The sequence below is a fragment of the Corallococcus sp. 4LFB genome (assembly GCF_046520365.1).
In the GTDB taxonomy this organism is placed as follows: Bacteria; Myxococcota; Myxococcia; order Myxococcales; family Myxococcaceae; genus Corallococcus; species Corallococcus caeni.
Map to the genome: position 1 here is coordinate 17,572 of NZ_JBKGHJ010000020.1, position 20,171 is coordinate 37,742.

General features: G+C 71.3%; 12 protein-coding genes and 1 pseudogene. 11 read left to right on the plus strand and 2 right to left on the minus strand.

The genetic code is table 11. The features are described 5' to 3' along the window. Positions 1–9: 9 nt before the first annotated feature. The 6 genes from xdhC (at position 10) to ACLEQD_RS04200 (ending at position 10,185) form a co-directional block, all read left to right on the plus strand. A complete protein-coding gene (xdhC, locus tag ACLEQD_RS04175; RefSeq protein ID WP_410381984.1) occupies positions 10–840 on the plus strand; it encodes a xanthine dehydrogenase accessory protein XdhC in 831 nt (276 codons plus the stop codon). After that, entirely contained in the window at positions 837–4,670 is a 3,834-nt protein-coding gene (xdhB, locus tag ACLEQD_RS04180) for a xanthine dehydrogenase molybdopterin binding subunit (protein WP_410381985.1), read from the plus strand. The genes xdhC and xdhB overlap by 4 nt, the downstream gene beginning before the upstream one ends. Positions 4,671–4,754: 84 nt before the next feature. Further along, the gene (locus ACLEQD_RS04185; protein ID WP_410381986.1) at positions 4,755–5,627 is read left to right on the plus strand and encodes an MbnP family copper-binding protein; all 873 of its coding nucleotides are present in this window, start codon (positions 4,755–4,757) and stop codon (positions 5,625–5,627) included. Positions 5,628–5,640: 13 nt separating this feature from the next. After that, positions 5,641–6,789, plus strand: coding sequence for an MbnH family di-heme enzyme (locus tag ACLEQD_RS04190; RefSeq protein ID WP_410381987.1), 1,149 nt, complete (start codon positions 5,641–5,643; stop codon positions 6,787–6,789). Positions 6,790–7,129: 340 nt separating this feature from the next. Next, positions 7,130–8,848, plus strand: coding sequence for a hypothetical protein (locus tag ACLEQD_RS04195; RefSeq protein ID WP_410381988.1), 1,719 nt, complete (start codon positions 7,130–7,132; stop codon positions 8,846–8,848). 326 nt (positions 8,849–9,174) lie between these two features. Then, positions 9,175–10,185 (plus strand): hypothetical protein, encoded by a 1,011-nt coding sequence (locus tag ACLEQD_RS04200; protein ID WP_410381989.1) that lies wholly within the window; start codon positions 9,175–9,177, stop codon positions 10,183–10,185. An 8-nt stretch (positions 10,186–10,193) separates the two neighbouring features. On the opposite strand, the gene ACLEQD_RS04205 is transcribed toward ACLEQD_RS04200, so the two are convergent. Together ACLEQD_RS04205 and ACLEQD_RS04210 are read right to left on the minus strand one after the other, a co-directional pair. Next, positions 10,194–10,400, minus strand: a complete 207-nt coding sequence (locus ACLEQD_RS04205; RefSeq protein ID WP_410381990.1) for a hypothetical protein — start codon at positions 10,398–10,400, stop codon at positions 10,194–10,196. A gap of 22 nt (positions 10,401–10,422) precedes the next feature. Further along, a complete protein-coding gene (locus ACLEQD_RS04210) occupies positions 10,423–11,142 on the minus strand; it encodes a YcnI family protein (RefSeq protein WP_410381991.1) in 720 nt (239 codons plus the stop codon). Between the two features lie 837 nt (positions 11,143–11,979). Between ACLEQD_RS04210 and ACLEQD_RS04215 the strand changes: the two genes are divergently transcribed. The 5 genes and pseudogenes from ACLEQD_RS04215 to ACLEQD_RS04235 all read left to right on the plus strand — a co-directional run. Continuing rightward, positions 11,980–13,854, plus strand: coding sequence for a fatty acyl-AMP ligase (locus ACLEQD_RS04215; protein ID WP_410381992.1), 1,875 nt, complete (start codon positions 11,980–11,982; stop codon positions 13,852–13,854). Beyond that, entirely contained in the window at positions 13,845–14,873 is a 1,029-nt protein-coding gene (locus tag ACLEQD_RS04220; protein ID WP_410381993.1) for a condensation domain-containing protein, read from the plus strand. Before ACLEQD_RS04215 ends, ACLEQD_RS04220 begins: the two co-directional genes overlap by 10 nt. Then, positions 14,774–15,874 (plus strand): annotated as a pseudogene (locus ACLEQD_RS04225) (condensation domain-containing protein); the annotation flags it as partial. The gene ACLEQD_RS04220 and the pseudogene ACLEQD_RS04225, both read left to right, overlap by 100 nt. A 121-nt stretch (positions 15,875–15,995) precedes the next feature. After that, a complete protein-coding gene (locus ACLEQD_RS04230) occupies positions 15,996–17,417 on the plus strand; it encodes a non-ribosomal peptide synthetase (RefSeq protein WP_410381994.1) in 1,422 nt (473 codons plus the stop codon). A gap of 44 nt (positions 17,418–17,461) precedes the next feature. Beyond that, on the plus strand, positions 17,462–20,171 hold a 2,710-nt coding region (locus ACLEQD_RS04235; RefSeq protein WP_410381995.1), incomplete at its 3' end, for a type I polyketide synthase.

Here is a 20,171-nt window from a genome sequence, read left to right on the forward strand (position 1 = left end):
GCTGGCGGCATGTGGAACTGGGTTCACCAGCTGGCGGAGTGGGCACGGGAGGACACGCCGTTCGCCGTCGTGACGGTGACGGAGTGCAAGGGCAGCACGCCCGCGCCCCCCGGCGCGAAGCTGCTGGTGCGCGCGGACGGCACCTTCCACGGCACCATTGGCGGCGGCCACCTGGAGCAGCTCGTGCTTCAGGATGCCCGCGCCTGTCTGGGCAAGGGCCAGGCGCGCACGTTCCGCTATCCGCTGGGCGCGAAGCTGGGCCAGTGCTGTGGAGGGGTCGTGGACGTCTTCGTCGAGCCCGTGAACCACGGGCCCCAGCTGTACCTCTTCGGCGCCGGCCACGTGGGCCAGGCGCTGTGCCGCATCCTGGAGGGCACCCCGTTCCGAGTGCACCTGGTGGACGAGCGCGCCGAGTGGGTCCAGTCCCCGCGGGTGCCGGCTGGCGTGGTCCGCCACGAGGAGCCCTGGGACGACTTCGCCTCGCGCGCGGTCTGGGATGACGCGCGCACCTACGTGGCGGTGATGACGCACCGGCACGACGTGGACCAGGACATCATCGCGTTCGCCATCCAGAAGCCGGCCCGCTACATCGGCCTCATCGGCAGTGACACGAAGTGGGCCCGCTTCCGGCAGCGGCTGGAGGCGAAGGGGGTGCCCGCCCGGCAGGTGGGCCGCGTCCAGTGCCCCATGGGGCTGCCCATCGGCGGAAAGTCACCGCAGGAGGTGGCCGTCAGCATCGCCGCCGGGTTGCTCCAGCTCCACCATGGCCTGGCCCCGGGACAGGCCCATGAGGCAGGCGCTCAGCCGCCGCCCGAGCCCCTGCTATCCTCCGGGGAATGAGCACCCCCTTCGAGTTCCGGCTCAACGGCCAGACCGTCCAGGTCGACGGCGCGTCGCCCAACACCACCCTGCTGGACCACCTGCGCGCGCGCGGGCTGACGGGCACGAAGCAGGGCTGCGCCGAGGGCGACTGCGGCGCGTGCACCGTGGCCATGGTGGACCGGGACGTGAACGGCCAGAAGACCCTGCGCGCGTTCAACAGCTGCATCGCGCTCCTGCCCATGGTGGCCGGGCGGGAGCTCGTCACCGTGGAGGGCGTGGGCAGCCGCGCCGCGCCCCACCCCGTGCAGCAGGCGATGGTGAAGCACTACGGCTCGCAGTGCGGCTTCTGCACGCCGGGCTTCGTCGTCTCCATGGTGGAGGCCTACTGTCGCAAGGACGCGGGCTCGCCGGAGGCCGTGGCGGATCAGCTCTGCGGCAACCTCTGCCGCTGCACCGGCTACCGCCCCATCCGCGACGCGATGATGGACGCGCTCGCCACCCGCGACGCGAAGGGTGACGGCCCCGGCCTCCCCGGTGTCTCGCTGGAGGGCCCGCCCTCCCCCACGCCGCCCCTGCGCTACGAGGCCCGCGACGGCCTGTTCCTGCGCCCCACCACCTGGGAGGACCTGCTCGCGCTGCGCGCCCTGCACCCGGAGGCGATGCTGGTGGCCGGCGCCACGGAGCTGGGCGTGGACATCACCAAGAAGTCCCGCCGCTATCCGTTCCTCCTCTCCACGGAGGGCGTGGAGTCCCTGCGCGCCATCCGCCGCGAGGAGGACGGCTGGTACGTGGGCGGCGCCGCGTCGCTGGTGGACGTGGAGGACGCGCTGGGCCACGAGGTGCCGGATCTGGCGAAGATGCTCAACGTCTTCGCCTCGCGGCAGATCCGCCACCGCGCCACGCTCGCGGGCAACCTGGTGACGGCGTCGCCCATCGGGGACACGGCGCCGGTGCTGCTCGCGCTGGACGCGCGGCTGGTGCTCGCGTCCGTGCGCGGCGAGCGGACCATTGCGCTGTCGGACTTCTTCCTCGCGTACCGCAAGACGGCGCTCCAGCCGGACGAGGTGGTCCGCTTCATCGTCATCCCCCACGCCCCGGCGAAGGACAGCGGGCTCACGCGCCACTCGGCCAGCTTCAAGGTGTCCAAGCGCCGCGAGCTGGACATCAGCATCGTCGCGGCGGGCTTCTGCATCGAGACGGACGCGCTGGGGCTCGTGCGCACCGCGCGGCTGGGCTACGGCGGCGTCGCGGCCACGCCGGCGCGCGCGAGGCAGACGGAGGCCCTGCTCCTGGGCCACCCGTGGAACGCGGAGGCCGTGGCCCGCGTGCGCGCCACGCTGGAGCGCGAGTTCACGCCGCTCACCGACCTGCGCGGCAGCGCGGACTACCGGCGCGGGCTGGTGGTGTCGCTGCTGGAGAAGTTCGCGTCCGGCGTGCGCAGCCCCGTGCTGGACGGCCGCCCGCGCTTCGCCCCGGGCGCTCCTGTCGCCACGGCGGACGCGGGCCGCGAGCTGCACCACGAGAGCGCGCTGGGCCACGTGACGGGCACCGCGCAGTACGTGGACGACCTCGCGCAGCGCCGCCCCATGCTGACGGTGTGGCCGGTGCTGTCGCCGCACGCGCACGCGCGCATCCTCCGCCGCGACGCCAGCGCCGCGCTGAAGGTGCCCGGCGTGGTGAAGGTGCTGCTCGCGGAGGACATCCCGGGCATGAACGACACGGGCCCCATCCGCCACGACGAGCCGCTGCTCGCGAAGGACGAGGTCCTCTTCCACGCGCAGGTGGTGGCGCTCGTCGTCGGCGAGACGCCCGAGGCCTGCCGCGAGGGCGCCCGCCAGGTGGTCGTGGACTACGAGCCCCTGCCCGCGGTGCTCACGCTGGATGAAGCTTTGAAGCAGGGCAGCTTCCACACCGACCCGCACGTCATCCGCCGGGGCGACGTGGACAGCGCGCTCGCCTCCAGCCCGAACCGGCTGGCCGGCGTGCTGACGATGGGCGGCCAGGAGCACTTCTACCTGGAGACGCACGCGGCCTTCGCGGAGGTGGGCGAGGACGGCGACGTCACGGTGACGTCCTCCACCCAGCACCCGTCGGAGGTGCAGGCCATCCTCTCGCACGTGCTGCACCTGCCCCGAAGCCGCGTGGTGGTGAAGGCGCCCCGCATGGGCGGCGGCTTCGGCGGCAAGGAGACTCAAGGCAACGCGCCCGCCGCGCTGGTGGCGCTGGCGGCGGTGCACACGGGCCGGCCGGTGAAGTGGATGCTGGACCGGGACGTGGACATGGCCGTCACCGGCAAGCGCCACCCGTTCCACGCGGCCTGGGAGGTGGGCTTCGACGCCACGGGCCGGCTGCTCGCGCTCAAGGCGGACCTCACGTCCAACGGCGGCTGGTCCCTGGACCTGTCCGAGTCCATCACCGACCGCGCCCTCTTCCACCTGGACAACGGCTACTACGTGCCCTCGGTGCGCTACACGGGCCGCGTGGCGAAGACGCACCTGGTCTCCAACACCGCCTTCCGAGGCTTCGGCGGGCCGCAGGGCATGCTGGTGATGGAGGACATCCTGGCCCGCATCGCCAGCGCCCTGGGCCTGGCGCCGGAGGCCGTGCGCCAGCGCAACCTCTATGACGGCGTGGGCGACACCAACACCACGCACTATGGCCAGGAGCTGGAGGACAACCGGCTGCCGAAGCTGTGGAACGACCTCATGGAGTCGTCCGACTTCGCGAAGCGCCGCGCGCAGGTGGAGGCCTTCAACGCGTCCAGCCCCCGCATCAAGCGGGGCCTCGCCATCACGCCGATGAAGTTCGGCATCTCCTTCACCGCCACCTTCCTCAACCAGGCGGGCGCGCTGGTGCACGTGTACCGCGACGGCTCCGTGCTGCTGTCGCACGGCGGCACGGAGATGGGCCAGGGCCTGCACACCAAGATTCAAGGCGTGGCCATGCGCGAGCTGGGCCTGCCCGCGGAGAGGGTGCGCGTGGCGCAGACGGCGACGGACAAGGTGCCCAACACGTCCGCGACGGCGGCCTCCAGCGGCTCGGACCTCAACGGCGCGGCGGTGCGCGAGGCGTGCATCCAGGTGCGCGAGCGGCTGGCCCCGGTGGCCGCGCGGATGCTGGTGCAGTTGCACGGACAGGCGGTGTCTCCGGACGCGCTGGTGTTCGAGGACGGGCGCATCGCGGCGGCCGCGCGGCCGGACCAGGGGCTGCCCTTCGAGGCCGTGGTGGAGGAGGCCTACCGCGACCGCGTGGGCCTGTCCGTCACCGGCTACTACCGCACGCCGGGCATCGGCTACGACCGGGCCCTGGGCCGGGGCAAGCCGTTCCTCTACTTCGCCTACGGCGCGGCGGTGAGCGAGGTGGAGGTGGACGGCGACACGGGCATGAAGCGCGTGCTGCGCGCGGACCTGCTGGAGGACGTGGGCGACTCGCTCAACCCCGGCGTGGACCGGGGCCAGGTGGAGGGCGGCTTCGTGCAGGGCCTGGGGTGGCTCACGGGCGAGGAGCTGAAGTGGGACGCGAACGGGCGGCTGCTCACGCACTCCGCCAGCACCTACGCGGTGCCCGCCTTCAGCGACGCGCCCATCGACCTGCGCGTGGCCTTCGTGGAGCGGGCGGAACAGAAGGGCGTCATCCACGGCAGCAAGGCCGTGGGCGAGCCGCCCCTGATGCTGGCCCTGTCCGTGCGGGAGGCGCTGCGCGACGCGGTGGCCGCCTTCGGAAGCCCGGGCGGTGACGTGGGGCTGCCCTCGCCCGCCACGCACGAGGCCCTCTTCCTCGCCATCCAGCAGCGCAAGGCGCGCGCGGCCGGGCTCCCGGTTCCGGACGAAGCGCGCGAGGTGGCGTGAGGCGGGAAGCGGGTGCGGCAACATGCCACGGCAAGACCGCGCTCCCAGTGCGTTAGACAGGGGCACCTTCCAAGGATGATGCCCATGACCACCATGCTCCGCTCCCGCCTCCTCCTCCCGCTGGCCCTCGTGGGCGCGCTCGGCTGTGGCGATGACGAACCCCAACCCCCTGAGGTCCTGACAGTGAACGTCCCCGTCGTCGCGCGCGTGGGCGCCGAGGCGTTCACGTGCGGGAAGACGTACGCGAACGTCGGGACGACGGGGACGACCTACGAGCCCATGGACTTCCGCGTGTACGTGCACGACGTGCGGCTGGTGACGCGGGCCGGGCAGGAGGTCCCCGTGACGCTGACCGAGGACGGCTCGTGGCAGAGCGAGGGCGTGGTGCTGCTGGACTTCGCGAACAAGGACGGGCTGTGCACGCAGGGCACGGAGGGCATGAACGCGTCCATCAAGGGCACGGCGCCCCAGGGTGACTACACGGGCCTGCGCTTCAAGCTGGGCGTGCCGGAGGAGCGCAACCACGGCGACGTCAGCACCGCGGCGGCGCCGCTGGGGGACACCGGCCTCTTCTGGAGCTGGCGCTCCGGCTACATCTTCCTCCGCGTCGACGGCCACACGCCGGGCCTGCCCGAGCACGTCATGCACCTGGGCAGCACCCACTGCGCGCCCCCGCCCGAGGGCCAGACGCAGGGCACCGCGGGATGCGCGAACGACAACCGTCCGGAGCTGGCCCTGGACGGCTTCGACGTCACGAAGAACAAGGTGGTGATGGACGTGGGCGCGCTCTTCGCGGGCTCCAACCTGGACCAGAACCTCAGCGGCCCCAACACAGCGGTGGGGTGCATGTCCTCGCCCACGGACGTGGACTGCGCGCCCATCTTCCAGCGGCTGGGGCTCGCCTTCAGCGACCAGAGCGCGAACCCCGCGGAGCAGTCCTTCATCCGCGCTGAATAGGAGCACCGCCGCCGTGTCACGACGACAAGTGAAGACATGGAGGTTGCTGGCGACGGCGGCGCTGTTGGCCGTGGGCTGCTCGGATCCCGGCACGCCCGGTGAGGAACCCGCGCCGTATGACTGGAAGCTGCCCGCGGGCTTTCCCACGCCGCGCGTGCCCGAGGACAACCCGATGTCGGAGGCGAAGGTCCAGCTGGGCCGGAGCCTCTTCTACGACAAGCGCCTGTCGCTCAACGGCATGCAGTCCTGCGGCACCTGCCACGAGCAGGCCCGGGCCTTCACGGACGGGCGCGTGCACGCGGTGGGCAGCACCGGCCAGTCGCACCGCCGCAACGGGCAGGGGCTGGCCAACGTGGCGTACGCCACGAGCCTCACCTGGGCGAACCCGGCGATCACCACGCTGGAGTCCCAGGTGCTGACGCCCCTGTTCGGCACGGAGCCAGTGGAGCTGGGGTTCGCGGATCAGCAGGAGGTGCTGCTCGAAAGGCTGCGCGCGGATCCGGACCTGGTGGGGCGCTTCCAGGAGGCGTTCCCCGGTGAAGCCACGCCCGTGTCGCTGGCCACGCTGACGCGGGCGCTGTCCGCGTTCGAGCGGTCGATCATCTCCGGCACGTCGCCATATGACCGCTACCTCTACGGCAAGGACGTGGACGCGCTGAGCCCGGCGGCGAAGCGGGGTCTGCAGCTGTTCCTCTCCGAGCGCCTGGAGTGCGACCACTGCCACTCCGGCTTCAACTTCCAGGACGCCACGGCGCACGAGGCGACGCCAGAGCCCGTCCTCCCCTTCCACAACACGGGCCTCTACAACGAGGACGGCCAGGGTGCGTACCCGGCCGGGGACACAGGCGTCATCGAGCTGACCGGCCGTCCGGAGGACATGGGGCGCTTCCGCGCGCCGTCCCTGCGCAACGTGGCCGTCACCGCGCCGTACATGCACGACGGCAGCGTGGCGACGCTCTCCGACGTGCTGGACCACTACGCGGCGGGAGGCCGCGCGAGGGCGGCGAACGGAGGACAGGCCAGTCCCCTGCAGAGCCCCTTCGTGCGCGGCTTCGAGCTGACGCCCGACGAGAAGGCGGACGTCATCGCGTTCCTGGAGTCGCTCACGGACACCGCGTTCCTGACCGACCCGCGCTTCGCGGATCCCGCCGCCGCGCCGTGAGCCGGTATCGTCATCGGCTGTGATCCAGCCATGGCGATTCCTCGTGCAGCGGTGGGCGGTGCTGACCTGCCTGGCCCTGCTCCTCACGGGCTGTGCTGCGTCTCCGTCCCACGGGGGCACCTGGCGCCGAGGCACCCCGACGGCGCGCTCCGCATGGAGTCCGTGGGGTGGAGCTCCCCGGAAGCCCCCCGCGGGGCGCCGGGCGGACAGGGGACGGGGCTGCGGTGGCAGGGTCCTGCCGCCGGGTTGGCCCGAGCTGGACCGCAGCGAAGAGCGCCTCGCGCCCTTCCTGTCCTGCGCCTCGCCCGCGGCCTTCGTGGCCATGCAGCGAGGGGTGGACATGCCCCGGCTGGTGGAATCCCTCGATGATTGGGATGCCGTCCGGTTGGGAGCGCTGGGCCCGCTGGACGCGAAGGCCTCCGGCATCCTCCAGGGCAAGCGCGCGGCCTTCCTCGTCAGCGCGGTCGAGCAGTACGGCCCTCCGCGCGCGGAGGTGTTCGCCCTCTTCCTCCTGCACACCACCTTCGATGACGAGCTGCGCGAGCTTCTCCAGCGCCTGGCCCGCGACAAGCAGCTCGGGGAGACACTGGGCGGCATGCCCGCCGTGCGCGAGGAGTTGCTGCGCAGGGGCTTGAGGGTCACGGCCTCTGCGGAGCGGGAGGAGCGGGCCGGAGACGTCCTGCGGGGGCTGGGCCGCGCGGGGCGGGACGCGCTCTCCAGCACGGAGGTGAGCGCCGGGGCCCGCTACGTGGACCTCACGAAGAAGCGGGCCCAACTGCCTCCGCCGTACCAGGACGCGCTCGACGCGGTGGAGCGGGCCCTGATGGCGGGGCACTTCTCACCGGGCAACGTGGTGCTGGGAGGCTTCGACCACCTGACGTTCGGTGTCCCGATGGGCTTCTTCCATCTGCTCGCCGGAACGGCGCAGGGCGCGGCGTCCCTGGCAGATGGCCGGTATGAACAGGCCACGCGAGAGCTGGCACCCGCCGCGCTCATGGTGGCGCTGTACGCGGGAGGCAAGGGCGCACGGGCCCTGCGAGAAGGCCGGCCCACCTTCGACGTGGACGCGCTCAAGGCGGCGGTGGAGCGCCTTGAAGAGCAGCTCGGCGTGAACGCCACGCGGGAGCTGCTGCGCCAGCTCCGGGCAAGCCGGGAAGGTGCGCTCCTCGCGGCCGAGTGGGGAGAAGCGGGAGCACTCGCGCTGTACGAAGCCCGGGGCAACGCGGCGAAGGCGCAGGCCCTGCTGGCGGAGGCAAGCCGCGAACGCCCGGGTGCCGCACAGAAGGGTCTTGGGCGAAGTGGAGATGCCGCCGCGCTCTCGAAGGACTTCACGGGCGTGCCACCGGAGGTCCTGGAGGCGCGGCTCGCCCAGGTGGAGTGGGAAGCCACGGGTCCCCGCCTGTCCCGCGAGGTGTCCTTCCTGAAGGAGCATCCACCGGAGCGGGATGCGCCGCCGGGAGCCGAAGGGCACCCGCTCTGGACCGAGTACGTGAGCTACCGGGAGGCACGGCTCGCGGAGCTGGAGCAAGGCACGCCCGCGAAGGGTCCCCTGAAGTGGGAAGGCTACCTGGACCTGCGCGGCCTGTTCATCCGCGGTTTGATGTTCGAACGGGCCATGATCGCCCGGCTCCGGGCGGACGCGGCACTGCCCCGGGCGCAGCGTCAGTGGCTCCGGGACTTCGAGGAGCCCCGCATCGAAACGCACGTGGGCATGACGAAGGCGGACCTGCGCTTCGCGGACGTGCTGGTCATCGAGACGAGGCCGCCATCGGGACAGCCGCCACGCATGGAGACCTTCAGCTTCAAGAGCCGAAATCTCCGTCAGCTCAACGAGGGGGCATTGGAGGCCCAAATGGGAGCGGACGCGCGTGCGGCGCTTCGGTATTACGGCGAGACCGTGAACGTCCGCAGACCTGGGCTGGAAGGACCGGCACGCATCCGCAGGGTGCGCCTCGTCTACGAGGGGGGCAGCCTGAAACCGTTGGACACGATCGTCCTGGATAGAAACAGAAGGCGCGTCCAGGACGAAATCTCGGGTGTGGAGATCCAGTTCCAATGACCGCGAAAGAGAACCCAGGGCTCATGGCGGGCGACTATCTGAACCTCTCGTTTGATGGAGCCTGTAACACCCCCGGAGTCCTTGAACGGGAACTCACGCCGTTTCTCGAAGCACTTGAAACAGGTGCTGGGGAGTGGATGCCAGACATCGTCAAGGGCGTGCGACGCCGAAAATACACACGTGAGGCAGTCGCCAAGGGGTTGGCCGAACGGCGCCAGGAAAGAACAACCTCCGTGGGGCTCTACCGCACAACAGGGCCCGACCTGGACACGTCACTCCACCTTCGATTTCCGCCGCTACGACCGAGCCTGGACTTTTCTCTCACGGTGAAGCCGCTCGACCTCTTCGCGCAGGAGTCGAGTTGCAAGAAGCTCGTGGAGATGGTCCGTGCCTGGGCCATCCACTACCCAGTCACCCACGCCTCGGCCCACAGTTCGGCGGACATGGAGTTGGCGGGCGACCCTCTCTTCGGCCGTGACCGGGAAACGTACTACCGGGACGGCTTCGACAAGCTCTACGAAGTCTGCTGGCTCAACGTCTTCGGCGCGAAGCTCGTGGAGACCGTCGGTCGCGAGCGCATGCGCTCCACGCCCGCCCACCGTGTCGAAGAACTCCCCGACGGTTCCGTCCTCCTCGTCACCTGGCCCACCGCCGCGGACTTCGCCAGCGAAGCCGCCCGGGCCGCCCAGGCTCGCGCCTGGGTCCACCTCCGGCCGGACCTGGACTTCGACACCGTGATGGCCACCCTCCGCGAACGAAGCGCCACCCTCGCTCCCGTCGAACCCCGCTTCGCGCCGGATATCGCCGCGCTGCTCTCGCGCCTGCCCGAATACGCCACCCTGGGCCAGCGTCAGCGGCGCATCGCCGAGCTCAACGCCTACGTCCCTCCAGAGCCGGAGGAATGGCTTCCGCTGGACGCCGCCCTCCCCCCGGACGTGGCAGACCCCAAAGCCGCCCTTGATCAATACGCGTACTTCGCGGAGCGCCTCGTGGCGCTGCTCCACACGCCAGTGCCCTCCGTCTTCAAGCTGTCCCCCGAGTCGCTCACGGACATCGACTTCCACTTCTGGAAGGAGACCTTCCCGGACACCTTCGAGCGGCACAACATCGACGCCGTCGCGGTCCCCGCCGTCGGCGCCTACCTGGGCGAGGTGCTGGTCAAGCACCTGGGCGGACAGTGGCTTCCGCGCAAACAGTGGATGGAAGCCCAGGTCCGCGTCGGTGAGCGCGTGTGGCTGCCCTTCGCCCGCGCCCACCGCTACATGCGGTCCACCCAGTCACTGCTGGACCACTCCCTCACCCAGCTCTACCGCGTCGCGGAACGCCACTCCCGCTGAAGCCCGCGCTACCGCGACGGCGGCTTGAGGTCGTCCGGCAAGCGCTCCAGCGGAGGACGCTCCAGCGCCCCGGGCCGCTCCACACCGGACGGGGACGTGCCCGCGTCCTCCACGATGGTGCCCGCGTCGGTCTGCCCCGAAGGCGGCGGCGCGACGGGCTTGTCCGAACAACCGGCGAGGACGCCGACGCACAACACGATGAGCCAGTGGCGCATGGTCGCTGTCTCCCGTGCCACGTTAGTACTTCACCCAGATGACCGTGCCCGGGTGGATCTGCGTGAGCGCGGTGACGCCCGGCTCCTTCTCGATGAGCGCCTGCGTGACGGGGTTGAAGCTGTACGCCTGCGCGCCGGACCAGACGATGAGCGCGTCCTTGAACACGGTCAGGTCGTGCACGTGCTCCTCCACCGTGTACTGGTTCCAACCCGGCAGCCGCGAGGGCAGCAGGTACAGCGACGGGGCCGGGTTCTCCGTGGGCTCCGTGCCCGCGTCACCGCCGTGGCCGTGCTCGCCCCCGGCCGTGCTCGACCACTCCACCACCGACTCCACGCCCGCCGGCGTGCGGCACGTCTGCGTCGTGGGGAAGAACACCGGGGTGAACGGCTTCGCGGGCAGCTTCATCCGCAGCCCCAGGTGGAAGAAGTGCGTGTCCGCCGCCTTCACCTCGTCCGTGGGCCGGGTCCACGTCACCGCCGTCACGTTGCCGGAGGCGTCCTTCTCCACCTCGGCCTTGCCGAAGACGGAGTCCACCGGGCGCACGCCCGTCACGCCCTCCGGAATCCGGACCCGCAGCTTGTACGTGTCCGCGCCGTCACAGCCGTGGCTCACCGTGAAGTCCGCCTCGAAGGTCGCGCCGGCATAGGGAGGCGTGGCCCCCGCCACCGCCGCGTGCGCGAAGGCCGTGGAGGACAGCAGCGAACCCGCGACGACGCACAACGGCCCCAGGGGAAGCTTCATCAGGTGACTCCAGGAAGGAAGGAACATCCCGGATAGCAGCCTCCCCGGAAGCGGCCGCTGCGGTCATTTGTCGCAGCGCCCGCGGGCGGCCCCTCACGGCAGCGCGATGCGTCCCGGAGCGTCCTGGGTGCCCTGTCCGGTGTGGCAGGTGTTACCGCGTCACGTCACGAACGGGCCTCGGCATGCCTCACGCTCCAAAGCCGCCTCTACCACGCGCGCCACGGGCCCCCGCGACACAACCGCGCAGGGCCGTGTCGGACCTGCCCCGTATCCTCCGGAAACACTCCCCGAAAGAATCCAAGGAATCCAATTTTCACTGACAATCCATAGCTGCAAGCAATAGCCACGCGACTTCGCCGTAGCGCAGAGGCCGGTCGGGGGGCGGACCCATACACTCCGCGTGTTCCCGTCACATGATCCGATGTGTCACGTTTACACGGGCATCACACGCAGTATCCCGTGAACGGGGGAGGTCCCCGGGTTTCCGACCTTGGGGGTCGTTTGAATGTGCCTCTGTTCGCGCGATGAATGAAGTGACTCGCGGCCCCGACGTTCACCGAATTCCGTCACCATGAAATTCGCCCCCTGCCCCGCTCCTGATTCACGAGCCCTCCGCCGTGCCCGAGGTCCGGTGCGGCTTCAAGGGGGGTGGGGGGGATTGCTCGCGCGCGCGCCAGACGATACATGCGCCAGACAACGCGCCTTCACGGCGGGTGCTGCTTGCGACTGACCTCTTGAAACCCTGTCTCGCCGGGCGACAGCTTCCCCCCGGCCCCTGAATCCGCGTCTCCGTGCCCCCCGTGCACGGAACACCCCCGCCTCCCAGGAGTCGCGTCCATGCCCACTGGAACCCCGTCCGGTTCTTCCCCGGCCTCCGACTTTGCGTTTTCCACCCTGGTTGAATTGCTGCGCGTCCGCGCAAGCACCCAGGGCGATCGTCGCGGCTTTACGTTCCTGCTGGACGGGGAGACGGACGAAGCGCACCTGACGTACGCGGAGCTGGACCAGAAGGCGCGCGCCATCGCGGCGGCGCTCCAGGCGCGCGGGGCCCAGGGGCAGCGGGCGCTGCTGCTGTATCCGCCCGGGCTGGACTACATCGCCGGGTTCTTCGGCTGTCTGTACGCGGGCGTCATCGCGGTCCCCATCTATCCGCCCGACCCCATGCGTCTGGCGCGCACGCTGCCGCGCCTGCTGGCCATCAGCCAGGACGCGCAGGCCACCATCGCCCTCACCACCGACTTCATCTACGGCATGGGGGAGATGCTCTTCGAGCAGGCGCCGGAGCTGCGGGAGCTGCACTGGATCGCCACGGACACGCTGGACGCGGAGGTGGCTGAAGGCTGGAAGGACCCCGGCGTGGCCACGGACACGCGGGTGTTCCTCCAGTACACGTCCGGCTCCACGTCGTCGCCCAAGGGCGTGGTGCTGACGCACGGCAACCTGCTGCACAACTCGAAGCTGATCCACTCGTGCTTCGGGCACTCCACGCGGAGCCAGGGCGTCATCTGGCTGCCGCCGTACCACGACATGGGCCTCATCGGCGGCATCCTGCAGCCCCTGTACGGCGGCTTCCCGGTGACGCTGTTCTCGCCGGTGGACTTCCTCAAGCGCCCCATGCGCTGGCTGGAGGCCATCTCCCGCTACAAGGCCACCACGAGCGGCGGGCCCAACTTCGCGTTCGACCTGTGCGTGCGCAAGTCCACGCCGGAGGAGCGCGCGAAGCTGGACCTGAGCCAGTGGGACCTGGCCTTCAACGGCGCGGAGCCCATCATGCCGGACACGCTCCGGCGCTTCGCGGAGGCGTTCGGTCCGCAGGGCTTCCGCTCGGAGGCCATCTATCCCTGCTACGGCCTCGCGGAGGGCACGCTCATCGCCTCCGGCGGTGACAAGCGCGAGCTGCCGGTGCAGCGCACCGTGGACGGGGGCGCGCTGAAGGACAACCGCGTGGTGGCGAAGGAGGCGGCGAGCCCCGGCGCCCAGACGCTGGTGGGCTCCGGCCGCAACCTCACGGACCAGCGGCTGGTCATCGCGCATCCGGAGACGGGCGCGCCGCTGCCGGCGGGCCAGGTGGGAGAGATCCGCGTCGCCGGGCCCAGCATCGCGCAGGGCTACTGGGGCCGCGACGAGCAGACGCGGACCACGTTCCAGCAGCCGCTCGCGGGCACGGGCGACCCGACGCCGTTCCTGCGCACGGGCGACCTGGGCTTCCTCTCGGACGGCGAGCTGTTCGTGACGGGCCGCCTGAAGGACCTGATCATCATCCGCGGGCGCAACCACTACCCGCAGGACATCGAGCGCACGGTGGAGTCCAGCCACCCCGCCATCCGCCCCGGCTGCACGGCGGCGTTCTCCATCGAGCAGGACGACGAGGAGCGCCTCATCGTCGTGACGGAGGTGGACCGCCGCGCGGTGGAGCGCGACGGCGTGGACCTGGACGCGCTGGCGCAGGGCATCCGGCAGGCCGTCGCGGCCGGGCACGACCTGCAGGCCCAGGGCGTGGTGCTGCTGGGGCCGGGCGCCATCCCGAAGACGTCCAGCGGGAAGATCCAGCGCTTCGCCACCCGCGCGGAGTACGTCGCGGACACGCTGGAGGCGCTGCACAAGAGCGTCCTCGCCGCCGCGCCGGTGCAGGCGCCCGAGGCCGTGAAGGCTCCGGCCGCCTCCTCCGAGACGGCCGCCGCGCCCGTGGCCCGGACACCAGCATGCTGCTGAAGATGCTGGCGGTGGTGACGGACACGACCGCGCGCCGGGCCATGGTGGCGGTGTTCCTCCAGGAGCAGGCCGCGCAGGTGCTGCGGCTGCCCACCGCGCAGGTGGACGCGAACAAGCCGCTGCACGCCTACGGCGTGGACTCGCTGATGGCGGTGGACTTCAAGAGCGCCGTGGACGCGGGCCTGGGCATCGACCTGCCGCTGTCCGACGTGCTCCAGGGCGTGTCGCTGTCGAAGCTGGCGGAAACCGTCGTGACGCTGATGTCGGCGCCTCCGTCCCAGCAGGCCTCGAATGCGGTGGCCGCCTCGTCCGCCACGGGCGACGCGCCCCTGTCCGGGGGTCAGCAGGCGCTGTGGTTCATGCACCAGCTCGCGCCGGACAGCGCGGCCTACCACGTGCCCGTCGCCGTTCGCGTGCGCGCGGGGCTGGACGCCAACGCGCTGAAGGGCGCCTTCGAGGCGCTGGTCGCCCGCCACCCTGCCCTGCGCACCACGTTCGTCATGGCGGCCACGGGCCCCGTGCAGCGCGTGCACGCGGAGCTGCCGCTGGACTTCACCACCACGGACGCGAAGGGCTGGAGCGACGCGCAGGTGGCGGAAGCCCTGTCCGCCGAGGCCCGCCGCCCGTTCGACCTGGAGAAGGGGCCGCTCCTGCGCGTGCGGCTGGTGTCGCGGTCCTCCGAGGACCACGCGCTGCTCATCGCGATGCACCACATCGTCACCGACTTCTGGTCGCTGGCGGTGATGGCGGAGGAGCTGGACGCGCTCTACCCGGCGCTCAAGCTGGGCAAGCGGCCCTCGCTGGCGCAGCCCGCGCGCACCTACGCGGACTACGCGCGCTGGCAGGCGGAGATGCTCGCGGGGCTCGCGGCCAGGCGCTGGAGAAGTACTGGCGTGAGCAGCTGTCCGGCACGCTGCCGGTGCTGGACCTGCCCACGGACCACCCGCGTCCCCCGGCGCAGACCTTCAACGGCCACGTCCACACCACCCGGCTGGACGCGACCGTCGCGAACGCGGTGAAGACGCTGGCGCGCGAGCACGGCGCCACGCCGAACATGGTGCTCCAGACGGCGTTCCAGGTGCTGCTGCACCGCTACACCGGCCAGCAGGACTTCACGCTGGGCGTGGTGAGCGCGGGCCGCGGCCGCGCGGAGCTGGCGGGCATCACGGGCTACTTCGTCAACCCGCTGGTGGTGCGCACGCGGCCCTCCCCCACCCTGTCCTTCACGGACTACCTGGCCCAGACGCGCCAGACGATGCTGGGCGCGCTGGAGCACCAGGACTACCCGTTCAGCGCGCTGGTGGACCGGCTCCAGCCGGTGCGTGACCAGAGCCGCTCGCCGCTGTTCCAGGTGATGTTCGTCTACCAGCGCGCCTCCAAGCTGGACGAGCGCGGCCTGACGCCCTTCGCCCTGGACATCCCGGGCGCGAAGTCCACCGTGGCGGGCCTGCCCATCGAGTCGCTGGTGCTGTCGCACGGCGGCGCGCAGTTCGACCTCACCCTCACCATGGGCGAGGCCGACGGCGAGCTGGTGGCCTCCTTCGAGTACAACACCGACCTCTTCGAGGCCGGCACCATCGAGCGCATGGCCGGGCACCTGGCCACGCTGCTGTCCGGCATCGCCGCCCAGCCGGGCCGCGCGCTCGCGGGCCTGCCGCTGCTCACGCAGGCCGAACAGCGGCAGCTGCTGGAGACCTGGAAGGGTCCGCGCGTGCCGCTCACGCAGGCGGACATGCTGCCCGCCCTCTTCGCGGCGCAGGTGGCTCGCACGCCCGACCACGTCGCGGTCCTCTTCAAGGACGCGCAGCTCACCTACCGGGAGCTGGACGCTCGCGCGGGACAGCTGGCCGCGTGGCTGCGCGGCGCGGGCGTGAAGCCGGGCGACATCGTAGGCATCTGCCTGGAGCGCTCGGTGGAGACGCTGGTGTCGGTGCTGGCCGTGATGGCGGCGGGCGCGGCGTACGTGCCCATCGACCCGGCCTACCCGTCCGAGCGCGTGGCCTTCATCCTGGGCGACACGCAGCGCCGGTGCTGCTCACCCAGTCCTGGCTCCAGCGCACGCTGCCGCCGGCACCACCGCGCGCACGCTGTTCGTGGATCAGCCGCTGGACGGCGCGCTGTCCTCCGCGCCCGCGGCGACGGTGGCGGCCGGGGACCTGGCGTGCCTCGTCTACACCTCCGGCTCCACCGGCCAGCCCAAGGGCGTGATGCTGGAGCACGGCGGTCTGGCCAACCTCGTCCGCTCGTTCGTGGAGTCCTACGCACCTACGGCGACGGACCGGATGCTGCCGCTCACGTCGGTGGCCTCCGCCAGCTTCGTGGGCGAAATCCTGCCGCTGCTGTGCACGGGCGGCGCGCTGGTGCTGCCCACCGAGGAGGAGATCCTCGACCAGGAGAAGCTCTTCCAGCTCATCACCCGCCACACCGTCAGCATCGTGAGCACGGTGCCCGCGGTCATCGCCGGGCTCAACGCGCGCCTGGAGCAGCTGCCGCCGCTCAAGCTGGTGCTCTCCGGCGGCGAGGCGCTGGTGGCCAGCGACGTGGAGAAGCTGCTCGCCACCACGCCGGTGGTGAACGGCTACGGCCTCACGGAGACGACCGTGTGCTCCACCTACCACCGCATGGCGGTGGAGGACCTGCAGGGCCACGCGTGGGTGCCCATCGGCCGGCCCGTCATCAACACGGACGTGTACGTGCTGGACGCGGAGCGCAACCTCTTGCCCGTGGGCGTCGCCGGTGAGCTGTACGTGGGCGGCCTGGGCGTGGCGCGCGGGTACTGGAAGCGGCCGGAGCTGACCGCCGAGCGCTTCATCGCGGATCCGTTCCATGCCGGCGAGCGCCTGTACCGCACGGGCGACCGCGCGCGCTGGCTGCCGGACGGCGTGCTCACCTTCCTGTCCCGCGCGGATGATCAGGTGAAGATCCGCGGCTTCCGCATCGAGCTGGGGGAGGTGGAGGCCGCCGTGCGCCGCCACCCCGCCGTGAAGGAAGCGTTCCTGATGGCGCGCGAGGACTCGCCCGGGGACAAGCGGCTGGTGGCGTACGTGGTGCTGGGCGAGCCCGCGCCCACGCACTCCGACCTGAACACCTTCCTCGCGGAGGCGCTGCCGCCGTACATGCTGCCGTCCGCGTACGTGCCGCTGTCCGCGCTGCCCCTGTCGCCCAACGGCAAGGTGGACGCGAAGGCGCTGCCCGCGCCGGAAGGAGCCCGCCTCGCCTCCGGCGTCGCCTACGCCCAGCCGCAGAGCGCGGTGGAGCGCAGCGTGGCGGCCATCTGGGCGGCGGTGCTCAAGGTGGAGCGCGTTGGCCTCAACGACAACTTCTTCGAGCTGGGCGGCAACTCGCTGCTCATCGCGCAGGCGCACCGGCGGCTGCGGGAGGAGCTGGGCGCGGAGCTGGCCCTGGTGGACATGTTCAAGTTCACCACGGTGAGCGCGCTGGCCCAGCACCTCGCGAACAAGGGCGAGGACTCCGGCGCGGCCTCCCAGAAGATCAAGGACGAGGCGGAGCGCCGCCGAGCCGCCCAGGCGCGGCGTCAGCAGGCGCGCGGCCGCGGCAAGTAACGAACGACTTTCAGGCACCCCCCCAGGTTTCGAAGGACGGCTCCATGAGCACTGACACCCCCGAAGTGGATGGCATCGCGGTCATCGGCCTGGGCGGCCGCCTTCCCGGCGCGAAGACCATCTCCGAGTTCTGGAAGAACCTCACCGGCGGCGTGGAGAGCATCACGTTCTTCACCGACGAGGAGCTCATCGCGGAGGGCGCCGACCCCGCCATGGTCCGCGCGCCCAACTACGTGAAGGCCCGCGGCACGCTGGGCGACACGGATCAGTTCGACGCGGCCTTCTTCGGGATGAACCCCCGCGAGGCGGCGCTGATGGATCCGCAGCACCGCGTCTTCCTGGAGTGCGCGTGGGAGGCGATGGAGAGCGCCGGCTACAGCCCGGAGCGCCAGCCCGGCCGCGTGGGCGTGTTCGGCGGCATGAGCATGAACACGTACCTGCTCTCCAACCTGTACTCGCACCTGGCGCACGTCGCGTCGGTGGAGAGCCTCCAGGCGTCCATCGGCAACGACAAGGACAGCCTCACGACGGAGGTGGCGTACCGGATGGACCTGAAGGGCCCGGCCGTCACGGTCCAGTCCTCGTCCTCCACGTCGCTCACCTGCATCCACTACGCCTGCCAGAGCCTCCTGTCGTTCGAGTGCGACATGGCGCTGGCCGGCGGCGTGTCCATCCACTTCCCGGAGAAGGCGGGCTACCTGTACCACGAGGGTGGCACCACGGCGCCGGACGGCCACTGCCACACCTTCGACGCGGAGGCCGCGGGCTTCGTCGCCGGCCACGGCGCGGCGGTGGTCGCGCTCAAGCGCCTGTCGGACGCGCTCAAGGACGGCGACACCGTCTACGCGGTGGTGCGCGGCTCGGCGGTGAACAACGACGGCTCGCAGAAGGTCAGCTACATGGCCCCGGCCGTCGCGGGGCAGGCGGAGGTCATCGCGCTGGCGCAGGCGGTGGCGGGCGTGGATCCGGACTCCATCGGCTACGTGGAGGCCCACGGCACGGCGACCAAGGTCGGTGATCCGATTGAAGTCGCGGCGCTCACGCAGGCCTTCCGCCAGGGCACGGACAAGAAGAACTTCTGCGCGCTGGGCTCGGTGAAGAGCAACATCGGTCACCTGGACTCGGCGGCGGGCGCGGTGGGCTTCATCAAGGCGGCCCTCACGCTGCACCACAAGGTGATTCCCCCCAGCCTCAACTTCAAGACGCCCAACCCCGCGTGCGACTTCCCCAACAGCCCGTTCTACGTGAACACGGAGCTGCGCGACTTCCCGCGAGGCGGGACGCCGCGCCGCGCGGGCGTCACGTCGCTGGGCATGGGCGGCACCAACGCGCACGCCATCCTGGAGGAGGCGCCGGAGCTGCCCGCCACCGACAAGGCCCGCCTGCCCGCGCAGGTGGTGCTGCTGTCGGCGCGCACGGAGAAGTCGCTGGAGGTCGCCACGGACCGGCTGGCCGCGCACCTGCGCGAGAACCCGGACGCGGACCTGGCGGACGTGGCGTACACGCTCCAGCTGGGGCGCAAGCGCTTCGGCAAGCGCCGCGCGGTGGTGGCGCGCACCACGGCGGAGCTGGCCTCCGCGCTGACGGAGCGCACGCCGGGCCGCGTGTTCAGCGGCACCGCGGAGAACAGCGGCCGTCCCGTGATGTTCATGTTCTCCGGGCAGGGCTCGCAGTATGTGGACATGGGCCGCGAGCTGTACGAGACGGAGGCCTCCTTCCGCGCCACGGTGGACACCTGCGCGGAGAAGCTCAAGCCGCACCTGGGCCTGGACCTGCGCACGGTGCTGTACCCGGCCGCGGAGTCGAAGGAGCTGGCGTCGGAGCGCCTCAAGCAGACCGGCCTCACGCAGCCGGCGCTGTTCGTCATCGAGTACGCGCTGGCGAAGCTCTGGGAGTCGTGGGGCGTGACGCCGCACGCGATGGTGGGCCACAGCATCGGTGAGTACGTGGCCGCGTGCCTGTCGGGCGTGTTCTCGCTGGACGACGCGCTGGCGCTGGTGGCCACGCGCGGCCGGTTGATGCAGTCCCTGCCCGCGGGCGCCATGCTGTCCGTGCGCCTGACGCCGGAGGCGCTGGCGCCGCTGATGGACGCGCGCCTCTCCGTGGCCGCCGTCAACGCGCCGGGCTTCACCGTCGTGGCCGGCCCCACCGACGCGGTGGACGCGCTCCAGGCGAAGCTGGAGGCCCAGAAGGTGGAGGCGTCGCGGCTGCACACGTCGCACGCGTTCCACTCCACGATGATGGACCCCATCGTCGAGGAGTTCCGCCAGGCGGTGGCGAAGGTCGCGCGCAAGGAGCCGAAGGACCTCTACCTGTCCAACGTCACCGGCGCCCGGGTGACGCCCGAGGACGCGGTGAGCCCGGCGTACTGGGCCCGCCACCTGCGCGACGCCGTGCGCTTCCAGGACTCGGCGACGCTGCTGTTGAGCGACCCCGAGCACGTCTTCCTGGAGGTCGGTCCCGGCAACGCGCTGGCCACCCTGGTGCGCCGCAACGCGAAGGAGGGCACGTTCCCGGCCATCCTCACGACGCTGCCCGCGCCGCGCGACGCCCAGCAGGACGCGCTCACGCACGCCACGGACGCGTTCGCGAAGCTGTGGCTCGCGGGCGCGAAGACGACCGCCGGCCGCGTCTACAAGGGTGAGGCGCGCCGCCGCATCCCCCTGCCCGCCTACCCTTCCAGCGCGAGCGCTACGACCTGCTCAAGCGTCCGCCGCCCGCGCTGCCCCGCGCGCCACCGCCGCGCGGCCCGCC